The following is an 8,752-nucleotide window of genomic DNA, read 5'->3' on the forward strand; positions in this document are numbered from 1 at the left end:
GTTCGCTAATTCGTCGCAATTCTTGGCCCGCTCTCACGAGCGTTTCCGTGCCGGCTCGCTGTCGCCGGCTTCGGAGCGCTGCATCAGCCTCAGCCGCGACACGCGTTGCCAGTCGCCGCTGCGCTCGGCCTCGGCCATGGTGCGTTCGACATGGGTGATGTGGTCCATCGCCGCCTGCCGCGCGGCCGCCGGATCGCCGGCCTTGATCGCTGCGTAGATCGCCCGGTGCTGCGAAAGCAGCGCCTCGCGCGCGCCCGGCACGTTGAACACCAGGAGCCGGTTCTGGAACACGCCCTCCGACAGCAGCCGGTAGCACGAGCGCAGCGTGTGCAACAGAATGATGTTGTGCGCGCATTCGCAGATCGCGTGGTGGAACTCGACGTCGATTTCCGCCTCGTCGTCGAAATTGCCGGTCCGGTGCGCCTCGTCCATGCGCGCCATGATGCGATCGAGCAGCGCCAGGTCGTCTGATGTGGCGCGCCGCGCCGCATACTCGGCCGCCACCGCCTCGATCTCGCGGCGGTATTCCAGATAGTCGGTCGCCGCCTTGCGGTGCATGGAGATCAAGTCCGTCACCGGCTTGGTGAACAGCTGGCCGATGACGTCGGCGACATGGGTGCCGCCGCCGGGCCGGGTCGTCAAAAGCCCGCGCCCCTCCAGCGCCTTCAGCGCATCGCGCAGGATCGGCCGCGACACCTCGAACCGGCGCGCCAGCTCGCGCTCGCCCGGCAGCCTGTCGCCGGTGCGCAGAACGCCTTCGAGGATCAGACTCTCGATCTGCTGCACCACCTCGTCGGCGGTGCGGGAATGCTCGATCCTGGAGAAAATATCGCTCAACGGGGATGGCCTGGGGATTGAACCGGTGTCGCGCAGGATAAGGCCAGTGTCAGCAACTGGTCAAATTATTTATCCAGTTCGCCCGCTTGGCCGAAGCCGATGTCCTCCCGGCATATCGCTTTCGGCTAATTTGTTGTTTGCTTGCCCCGGCAATTGGCTCTAGAGGGACGCGAGTGCACCAGGCCCGGGGGACCAGCCGTGGCAGATGACCCGTCCAATCTCGAATTCCAGCCGCGCGTCGAGGGCAGCGTCATGGGCTTTCCCGCGCATGAGGGACGGCCTGGCGCGCTCGGCGAGGTTCACGCCCGTCCGCATCCGCTGGTCGAGAAGCCGCGCGTGCTGGTGCAGCTTTCGTTCATGACCGAAGCCGGCTCCGGCGTCGACCAGGCAGTGCTTTCCGAACTGTCGCGGCGCCTCGGCATCGCCGCGCCTGACCCTCATGCCCGCCACCACGCGATGAAGTGGGGCAAGGGCTCGCTGCGCTGGGAACGGCACACGGAATTCTCCACCTATCTGTGGGAAGGACCGCTCTCGGAGAGCGGCCAGCGCCAGGAAGGTTCGCCTTTCGGCAACGGGTTTTCGCCGCCGGGAACGGTGATTTCCGGCATCAGGCTCGAAATCCGCAAATGGACGCAGGCGAGCGAAAGGCTGATCGCTGGCTTCGACCCGACCAGCCTGTGCTATTCGCTGGTCGAGCGCGGCAACGCCGCCATCGTCACCGATTTCCGCCAGGACGGTGACGGCATGACCCGCATGCTGGTGCTCGACCGCGGCCTGACGCCGGCACGCACCGGCGCGCTGGCGCAGCGGCTGATCGATATCGAGACCTACCGCACGCTGGCCATGCTTGGCCTGCCGCTGGCGTTGATGCTGTCCGGTCGCGCGCGCCGCATCGAAGACAGGTTGGCGCAGACCACGCTGGAAATGAAGGTCGCCGAAACCCGCGACAACCAGACGCTGCTTGCCGACCTGACCGAGCTTGCCGCCGAACTGGAGGCCGATGCAGCCTCCAGCCTCTATCGCTTCGGCGCCAGCCGCGCCTATGACGGCATCGTCCGCGAACGGCTGGAGGCGCTGGAGGAAGAGGCGGTGCCCGGCTACGACACCTGGGGCGGCTTCCTGCAGCGCCGCGTCGCCCCCGCCATGCGCACCTGCCGTTCGGTCGAGGAGCGTCAGGCCAATCTGTCGACCAAGCTCACCCGTGCCACCACGCTGCTGCGCACCTGGGTCGACGTCGAGGTCGAGAAGCAGAACCGCGACCTGCTGGCGTCGATGAACAACCGCGCCCGCCTGCAATTGCGGCTACAGCAGACGGTGGAGGGTCTCTCGGTCGCCGCCGTCTCCTACTACGTCGTCGGGCTCATCGGCTATCTCGCCAAGGGCGCCTCGATCTTCGGCCATGCCGTCGCGCCCGAGGTCGTCACCGCCGCCTCGGTGCCGCTCGCCATCCTGCTGGTCTGGTGGGGCGTGCGCCGAGTGCGCCGCCTGCACTCCGAATCCGCCAAGCCGGCAGGCGAGCAGGCAGGCAATCTCCCACCTTGAGGGGGAGATGTCGCCGAAGGCGACAGAGGGGTCGTCTCGCGTGGAGCGCCAACCCCTTTTCGCGGCCGGACACGACGTCGGCGATTTACGTGAGACGCCCCCCTCTGGCCGCCATCTCCCCCTCGAGGGGGGAGAAAGTCAGCGCTTCCCTCTCGCCGACCCGCGCAAGATCGTCCCGGTATCGGCTTCCGATTTCGGCCAAAGCAGGATTTGCAACAAGCGCCTGCCGCTGGTAAAAGATTTTTACCAGTCGATCAAAGGAACTGTCGATGTCCGGCCTGCTGATGCCGAAGCCAGACGACGCCACGATGCGCCGGCGCGACGAGATCGTCGCCGATATGCGCATCATCGTGCCCGGCGAGGGCGTCGTCGACGCGGCCAATTCGATGCGCGCCTTCGAGAGCGACGGCCTCACCGCCTATCGGCAGTTGCCGCTGGTCGTGGTGCTGCCAGAAACGGTGGCGCAGGTCTCGCGCGTGCTGAAATATTGCAACGACCGCAACATCCGCGTCGTGCCGCGCGGTTCCGGCACCTCGCTGTCCGGCGGCGCGCTGCCGCTGGAAGACGCCGTGCTGTTGGTGATGAGCAGGTTCAACCGCATTCTCGAGATCGATTTTCCCAACCGCATCGTCGTCGCCCAGCCGGGCGTCACCAATCTCGGCATCACCACCGCCGTCGAGCAGGAGGGCTTTTATTACGCCCCCGATCCATCCTCCCAGATCGCCTGCTCGATTGGCGGCAATGTCGCGGAGAATTCCGGCGGCGTGCATTGCCTCAAATACGGCCTCACCGCCAACAATGTGCTCGGGATCGAGATGGTGCTGATGAACGGCGAGGTGGTGCGGCTCGGTGGCAAGCATCTCGACGCGGAAGGCTACGACCTGCTCGGGGTGATGACCGGTTCCGAAGGGCTGCTCGGCGTCGTCACCGAGGTCACCGTGCGCATCCTGAAGAAGCCGGAGACGGCGCGCGCGCTGCTGATCGGCTTCCCGACCAGCGAGCAGGGCGGCCAATGCGTCGCCGACATCATCGGCGCCGGCATCATCCCGGGCGGCATGGAGATGATGGACCGCCCGGCGATCCATGCTGCCGAGGATTTCGTCCATGCCGGCTATCCCCTGGATGTCGAGGCGCTGCTGATCGTCGAACTCGACGGGCCGGGCGTCGAGGTCGATCATCTGATCGGCCTGGTTGAGGCAATCGCCTATAGGAACGGCTCGACCACATGCCGCATCTCGCAATCGGAGCAGGAGCGGCTGAGTTTCTGGGCCGGCCGCAAGGCGGCCTTTCCGGCGGTCGGCCGCATCTCGCCGGACTATTACTGCATGGACGGCACCATCCCGCGCAAGGAACTGCCGCGCGTCCTGCACGGCATGCGGGAACTCTCCGAAAAATACGGGCTCGGCGTCGCCAATGTATTCCATGCCGGCGACGGCAATCTGCATCCGCTGATCCTCTATGACGCCAACGTGCCGGGCGAACTCGACAAGGCGGAAAGTTTCGGCGCCGACATCCTGCGGCTTTGCGTCAAGGTCGGCGGCGTGCTGACCGGCGAGCACGGCGTCGGCGTCGAGAAGCGCGACCTGATGCCGGAAATGTTCAACCAGATCGACCTCGACCAGCAGATGCGGGTCAAATGCGCATTCGACCCCAACCATCTGCTCAACCCGGGCAAGGTGTTTCCGCAGCTTCGCCGCTGTGCTGAACTCGGACGCATGCACGTGCATCGCGGCCAGACGGCGTTTCCGGATATTCCGAGGTTTTGATGGTAGCGTCGCGGAATGGCGGTTCCTCGCCCCCGCAAAGCGGGGGAGAGGTGGCTCGGGCAAAGCCCGAGACGGAGAGGGGGGCGACCGACACGCCGAGCCGGCGTTCACCTGAGAGGATCACACGTGCCCGCGCGCTTCGCCGCGGCGACAATCAGGCGGAAGCGACCCTCTGGAACGAGCTGAAGGCCAAAAGGCTAGGCGGATACAAATTCGTGCGCCAGATGCCGATTGGACCGTATTTTGCAGACTTCACGTGCCGCAGCGAAAGGCTGGTCGTGGAACTGGACGGAAGTCAGCACGCCGACAATTCCTACGATCGACGGCGCGATGAATTCATGCGCGGTGAAGGGTTCTCGGTGATACGATTCTGGAACTTCGACGTTCTGAAAAAACCGAGGAGCGTTTGCGAGACTATTCTCGCGGCACTGGAAGGGCGATTAGCCGAAGACGTGTCTGCCCCAGACCTGCGCTTCGTTTTTGCTGCCAAGAAGATCGGGGACGACGCCCTATGATTGCCCCCTCTCCGGTTTGCTTCGCAAACCACCTCTCCCCCACGCTGTGGGGGCGAGGAATCCAGGTTTTTCTAGCAATGGCGTTCCAGGATCAGGGTTCCTCGCCCCCGCAAAGCGGGGCAGAGGCGGGGGGGGGGGGGGGGGGGGGGGGGGGGGGGGGGGGGGGGGGGGGGGGGGGGGGGGGGGGCCGGCCGCCCAGCCCCCCCCCCCCCCCCCCCCCCCCCCCCCCGCCCCCCCCCGCCGCCCCCGGCGCCCCCCCCCCCGCGCGCGCCCCCCCCCCCCCCCCCCCCCCGCCCCCGCCCGCCCGGCGCGCGGCCGCCCCCCCCCCCCCCCCCCCACGGAGAGGGGGGCTGCGGCCGATGTGCGCCTAGGACAGCCATGACCACCTTCACCGCCGCCACCACCGCCGAAGCTCTCGCCACCGTCGCCTGGGCGGCGGCGGAAGAAACGCCGCTCGAAATCCTCGGCCATGGCTCCAAGCGTGGCATCGGCCGTCCGCTGCAGACCGAGCACACGCTCGACCTGTCGAAACTGTCAGGCGTGACGCTCTACGAGCCGGCCGAACTGGTGCTGTCGGCGAAATCAGGCACGCCGCTGGCCGAGATCGAAACACTGCTCGCCGAAAACGGCCAGCAGCTCGCCTTCGAGCCATTGGACTATGGCCCGCTGCTCGGCGACGAAAAGGGAAAAGGCACGATCGGCGGCGTGCTGGCCGCGAACCTTTGCGGTCCGCGCCGGCTGAAGGCGGGGGCGGCGCGCGACCATATTCTTGGCATTGCAGCGGTTTCCGGGCGTGGCGAGGCGTTCAAATCGGGCGGCCGCGTGGTCAAGAACGTCACCGGCTATGACCTGTCCAAGCTCATGGCCAACAGCTGGGGCACGCTTGCCGTTCTTACCGACGTCACCTTCAAGGTGCTGCCCGCTGCCGAGACCGAAGTCACGCTGGCTGTGCGCGGCCTGCTCGACGATCATGCCGTTGCCGCGATGGCGCTGGCGCTCGGCTCCAGCGCCGAAGTGTCGAGTGCTGCCCATCTTCCCGAACGCGTTGCCGCACGGGTCGCCGGCGGCAGTCTCGGCAGCACCGCCGCTACATTGCTGCGCGTCGAGGGGTTTGGGCCGTCGGTCGCCTACCGCATTGCTGCGCTGAAAGACCTGCTCGGAAATGCCGGGCCGCTCGAGGAAATTTCGGGCGAGATCTCGCATTCCCTCTGGCGCGATATCCGCGATTGCGCGCCGTTTGCCGACGGCCTGGAAAAGCCAGTGTGGCGCGTGTCGATGGCGCCGGCGCAAGGCCACCAGATGGTGCTGGCGCTGCGCATGCAGGCGGCGGTCGATGCCTTTTATGACTGGCAGGGCGGACTGATCTGGCTGCGCATGGAGCATGGCGATCCCGAAGCCGATCTTCTGCGCGGACTGGTGAGACAGTATGGCGGCGGCCATGCGACGCTGGTGCGCGCCGCCCCTTCGCATCGCGCCGCTGTGCCGGTATTCGAGCCACAGGCGCCGCACCTGGCAGCATTGTCGGCGCGGCTCAAAGCCGAATTCGATCCGAAGGCGATCCTCAACCCCGGCCGCATGGCTTAGGAGGTACGAGATGCAGACCAATTTCTCAGCTGCCCAGCTTGCCGATCCGCATGTCGCGGAATCGGAAAAGATCCTGCGCAAATGCGTGCATTGCGGCTTCTGCACGGCCACCTGCCCGACCTATGTGACGCTTGGCAACGAACTGGATTCGCCGCGCGGGCGGATCTACCTGATCAAAGACATGCTGGAGAACGGCCGACCGGCCGACAAGCAGATCGTCACCCATATCGACCGTTGCCTGTCCTGCCTCGCCTGCATGACAACCTGCCCGTCGGGCGTCAACTACATGCATCTGGTCGACCACGCCCGCGTCCATATCGAGGAAACCTACAAGCGGCCGCTGCCCGATCGGCTGACGCGCGCCATGCTGGCCTTGGTGCTGCCTTATCCCTCGCGGTTTCGCGCTGCGCTCAAGCTGGCAAAGCTCGGCCAGCCATTCGCCGGACTGCTGGAAAAGCTCCCGGCGCTGAAGCCGCTGGGTGCGATGCTCAAGCTCGCCCCGGCGTCGGTTCCTGCGGCCTCGCCAATGGCTTCGCCGGGCATTCATGCCGGGCAGGGCACGAGCAAAAATGGCCGCGTCGCCATCCTTACCGGCTGCGCGCAATCCGTGCTCGATCCCGCCATCAACGACACGACGATCGCGCTGCTGACGCGGCTCGGCGTCGAGGTCGTGGTTCCCGAGGGCGAGGGCTGCTGCGGCGCGCTGGTGCATCACATGGGCCGCGAGGCGGCAGCCCTTGCCTCGGCCAGGCGCAATGTCGACGCCTGGACGCGCGCCATCGAGCAAGGCGGGCTGGATGCCATCGTCATCACTGCGTCGGGCTGCGGCACCACCATCAAGGATTATGGTTTCATGCTGCGCCTCGATCTCGCCTATGCCGACAAGGCGGCGCGGGTGTCGGCGCTGGCCAGGGACATCACCGAATATTTGGCAAGCATCGATCTGCCCGAGCCGGTGCGCAAGCCCGGCACCATCGTCGCCTATCACTCCGCCTGCTCGATGCAGCACGGCCAGAAAATAACCCGCCAGCCGAAGGAGCTTCTGGCCAAAGCCGGCTTCGTCGTGCGCGAGCCGCGCGAGGGGCATCTGTGCTGCGGCTCGGCCGGCACCTACAACATTTTGCAATCCGAAATTTCGGCTCAACTGCGTGACCGCAAGGTCAGGAATATCGAGGCGACCGGTGCTGAAATCGTCGCCACCGGCAACATCGGCTGCATCACCCAGATTGCGTCTGCCGCGAAGCTGCCGGTGGTGCATACGATAAAGCTGCTCGACTGGGCTTATGGCGGGCCGCAGCCGGAGGGCGTTCCGGACGGCAGGGCAGTTGTGGCAGCGGAGTGACCCATCGGCGCTGCCGGCTTATTCCGCCGCGAGCTTGTCCACCACGCCATAGGTCGCCTGGTAGCGCGCCCGCTGGCGGCTGAGCGCCACCATCGTGTTGCGCAAAAGAATCGCCACGGTGATCGGGCCGACGCCGCCCGGCACCGGCGTGATCCAGGACGCCACATGCTTGACGCTCTCGGCGTCGACGTCGCCGACGATGCGGCTCTCCCCGTCCGGTCCGATCTCGGCATTGATGCCGATGTCGATGACGGCCGCACCGGGCTTGACCATGTCGGCCTTGATCAGCCGCGGCTTGCCGACGGCGACGAACAGCGCATCGGCACGCCGCGCATGCGCGGCCACCGAGCGCGTCATGTGGTGGCACACCGTCACCGTCGCGCCCTCGCTCATCAGCAGGAAGGCGATCGGCTTGCCGACGATCTCGGAGTGACCGACGATGACGACCTCGAGCCCCTTGAGATCGAGACCGGTTTCCCTGAGCAATTCGACCGAAGCGGCGGCCGTGCAGGGTGCGAGGTCGAGCTGGTTGTAGACGATGTTGCCGATCGAGGCCGGATGCATGCCCTCGACATCCTTGAGCGGATGCACCGCCGCTTGCAGCGTCTTGATCGGGATATGCACCGGCACCGGCCGCTGGATGATGATGCCGGTGACGCGCGGATCGGCGTTCAGGCCGTGGATCGCTGCTTCGAGTTCGCCGGCGGTGATGTCGGCGGGAAATCGTCTTTCCTCGAAGCCGATACCGGCCAGTGCCGCCTTGGCGCGCTGGTTGCGCACATAGACATCGACTGCAGCCGTGTCGCCGACGGTGATCGATATCAGTTTGGCCGGAAAGCCTTCGGCGGTGGCGATCGCTGCATCCTCGCGCACCGAGGCGATGATGCGTTGGGCGACCGGACCGCCCCGGAGATAACGGCTGTCGTCGGACAGGGACATTGAGCTTAAGCCTTTGTCTGGAAGCGTTGCAGCCGACATAGCAAAATACCGAGGAGAATGGCAGCGAGAATGCGAACCGCCATGCCGCGGGCGCGACGTACCACCCGATCCTGCCAAACTATCCTATGGCGTCCCGCAAACAGAAAGGGGGGGGGGGGGGGGGGGGCGGGGCGCGGGGGTAGGGGGCGGGGGGCCCCCCCCCCCCCCCCCCCCAGGCGGAGGGTGGT

8 protein-coding genes are annotated in these 8,752 nt (G+C 66.4%); 5 read left to right on the forward strand and 3 right to left on the reverse strand.

Translation table 11 applies throughout. The features are described 5' to 3' along the window. Positions 1–33: 33 nt before the first annotated feature. Positions 34–837: a FadR/GntR family transcriptional regulator gene (locus AC0L2A_RS24530; RefSeq protein WP_473511453.1), complete on the reverse strand. Its 804-nt coding sequence runs from the start codon at positions 835–837 to the stop codon at positions 34–36. A gap of 198 nt (positions 838–1,035) precedes the next feature. Here AC0L2A_RS24530 and AC0L2A_RS24535 point away from each other — a divergent pair, with 198 nt between their 5' ends. From AC0L2A_RS24535 to AC0L2A_RS24545, 3 genes are all read left to right on the forward strand, one after another. Continuing rightward, a complete protein-coding gene (locus AC0L2A_RS24535; RefSeq protein ID WP_473611020.1) occupies positions 1,036–2,379 on the forward strand; it encodes a DUF3422 family protein in 1,344 nt (447 codons plus the stop codon). A 269-nt stretch (positions 2,380–2,648) separates the two neighbouring features. Beyond that, positions 2,649–4,145 carry an FAD-linked oxidase C-terminal domain-containing protein gene (locus tag AC0L2A_RS24540; RefSeq protein WP_091597500.1) on the forward strand — a complete coding sequence of 499 codons (1,497 nt, stop codon included), beginning with the start codon at positions 2,649–2,651 and terminating at the stop codon, positions 4,143–4,145. Between the two features lie 50 nt (positions 4,146–4,195). Then, positions 4,196–4,660: an endonuclease domain-containing protein gene (locus tag AC0L2A_RS24545; protein ID WP_473518095.1), complete on the forward strand. Its 465-nt coding sequence runs from the start codon at positions 4,196–4,198 to the stop codon at positions 4,658–4,660. A 71-nt stretch (positions 4,661–4,731) separates the two neighbouring features. Here AC0L2A_RS24545 and AC0L2A_RS24550 read toward each other — a convergent pair whose 3' ends face one another. Further along, entirely contained in the window at positions 4,732–5,040 is a 309-nt protein-coding gene (locus AC0L2A_RS24550) for a hypothetical protein (protein ID WP_473611021.1), read from the reverse strand. On the opposite strand from AC0L2A_RS24550, the gene AC0L2A_RS24555 reads away from it, so the two are divergent. Further along, positions 5,039–6,244, forward strand: coding sequence for an FAD-binding protein (locus AC0L2A_RS24555; protein ID WP_473611023.1), 1,206 nt, complete (start codon positions 5,039–5,041; stop codon positions 6,242–6,244). The genes AC0L2A_RS24550 and AC0L2A_RS24555 overlap by 2 nt on opposite strands. 10 nt (positions 6,245–6,254) lie before the next feature. Next, complete coding sequence (glcF, locus tag AC0L2A_RS24560; protein WP_473611024.1) at positions 6,255–7,586, forward strand: glycolate oxidase subunit GlcF; 1,332 nt, start codon at positions 6,255–6,257, stop codon at positions 7,584–7,586. A gap of 18 nt (positions 7,587–7,604) precedes the next feature. Here the strand turns inward: glcF and AC0L2A_RS24565 are convergent, their stop codons facing one another. Next, positions 7,605–8,525, reverse strand: coding sequence for a bifunctional 5,10-methylenetetrahydrofolate dehydrogenase/5,10-methenyltetrahydrofolate cyclohydrolase (locus tag AC0L2A_RS24565; RefSeq protein WP_091597493.1), 921 nt, complete (start codon positions 8,523–8,525; stop codon positions 7,605–7,607). Between the last annotated feature and the right edge of the window lie 227 nt (positions 8,526–8,752).

The organism is Mesorhizobium sp. WSM4844 (assembly GCF_055811775.1).